Source organism: Pseudomonas sp. JC1203 (assembly GCF_056175065.1).
Genome location: NZ_JBWCAM010000038.1, coordinates 6,175 through 8,012 on the forward strand (window position 1 = coordinate 6,175; position 1,838 = coordinate 8,012).

Annotated in this window: 2 protein-coding genes; one reads left to right on the plus strand and one right to left on the minus strand. The window is 66.6% G+C overall.

Translation table 11 applies throughout. The features are described from left to right. Positions 1-149: 149 nt before the first annotated feature. Positions 150-872 carry a FadR/GntR family transcriptional regulator gene (locus AC0SZ7_RS31420; RefSeq protein WP_475507970.1) on the plus strand — a complete coding sequence of 241 codons (723 nt, stop codon included), beginning with the start codon at positions 150-152 and terminating at the stop codon, positions 870-872. A 125-nt stretch (positions 873-997) separates the two neighbouring features. Here the strand turns inward: AC0SZ7_RS31420 and AC0SZ7_RS31425 are convergent. Further along, on the minus strand, positions 998-1,838 hold an 841-nt coding region (locus AC0SZ7_RS31425; RefSeq protein ID WP_475507971.1), incomplete at its 5' end, for an efflux RND transporter permease subunit.

A 1,838-nucleotide genomic window follows, 5' to 3' on the forward strand; every position in this document is an offset into this window, starting at 1 on the left:
GCGGCCGCCAGGCCGCGTCCCGCCGCGCCGCCCACTCCTTACGGTGCGTAGCGCCCGGGACGCGGCCTGGCGGCCGCTGCTACGGGAGGCGAGACGCCTTGGGAATGCTATGATCGCGCCAACCATCGCTCAGGACCTCCCCGCCCCCCATGGACTACCGCAAACCCTCCGACCGCAAGAGCATGCACGCGCGCATCGTGCAGGAAATCGGCATGCAGATCGTTTCCGGGCGGCTGAAGCCCGATGACAAGCTGCCTGCCGAAGCGCTGTTGTGTGAGGAATATGCGGTCAGCCGGCCGGTGCTGCGCGAGGCCACGCGGGTGCTGGTGGCGAAGGGGCTGGTGTATTCCAGGCCGCGGGTGGGCACGGTGGTGAAGGCCCGGCGCGAGTGGCACCTGCTGGACCCGGACGTGCTGCACTGGCTGATGCAGAGCAGCCCGCAGAACGAGTTCTTCGCGCTGTTGACCAGCGTGCGGGCGATCATCGAACCAGCGGCGGCGGCCCTGGCTGCGCAGCACGCCACGGCCGAGGACGTGGCCTCGATTGCCGAGGCCTACCAGCGCATGGAAGCGGCGCCTACGCCTGAGGCTTTGCTGCAGCCTGACCTGGATTTCCACAGCCGCATCGCCGAAGCCACCCACAACGACCTGCTGGCGCACCTGTGCAACATGCTTGCACTGGCGTTGCGCGAAGCGCTGAAGCATTCCAACCAGCGGCCCAACCTGCATGAGCTGGCGATGCCACGGCACAAGGCAATCCTGACCGCCATCGAGAACCGCGATGCCCTGGCAGCGCGGCAGGCGACGCTGGTGCAGCTGGATGATGCGCGCAACGCGTTGGGGATGGTGTTGGGGTCAGAGTTGACCTTGTAACCCCGCCCGCACGCAATACCCCCGTAGCAGCGGCCGCAGGCCGCGTCCGAACACGCCACGCATCCCCAGGTACACCGCGTAACGGCCGGACGCAGCCTGCGGCAGCTGCTACGGGAGGTGCCGCGTCAGTGCGCGAATATCGATCCCCCCGCCTTGCCCGCCATCTTCTCCGGCTTGATCAGGAACCGCGCCAGCGCCGGCAGCAGCCACAGCGCACCAAACATGTTCCACAGCAGCATGAACGTCAGCATCAGGCCCATGTCGGCCTGGAACTTGATGGCCGAGAAGATCCAGGTGCACACGCCAATCGCCAGGCACAGGCCGGTGAACAGCACCGCCTTGCCGGTGGATTTCAGCGTCTGGTAATAGGCTTCCTGCAGCGGCAGGCCGGCGCGCAGGAAGCTTTCCAGGCGGCTGTAGATGTAGATGCCGTAATCCACGCCGATGCCCACGCCCAGCGCTACCACCGGCAGGGTCGCCACCTTGACGCCGATGCCCATGAACGCCATCAGCGCGTTGCCCAGCACCGAGGTCAGCACCAGCGGCAACACGATGCACAGCGTCGCGGCGAACGAGCGGAAGGTGATCAGGCACATCACCGCCACGCAGATGTACACCAAAATCAGGATGGTCAGCTCGGCCTGCTTGATCACCTCGTTGGTGGCCGCCTCGATGCCGGCGTTGCCGGCCGCCAGCTGGAACTGCAGGCCGTCGCTGTCGTGGCTGGCGGCGAACTGCTTGATCACCGCCACGGCGCGGTCGAGGGTCTCGGCCTTGTGGTCGTTGAGGAACACCAGCAGCGGCGCCAGCGAGCAATTGCCGTTGTACAGGCCGTCGGCGCGGGCCACCGAGCTGTTGAGCACCTCGGGGTTGCGCGACAGGCTTTCCCACTTGAGGTTGCCCTCGTTCATGCCCTTGATCACCTGCTTGCTCACCGTGACCAGCGACACCGTCGACTGCACCCCG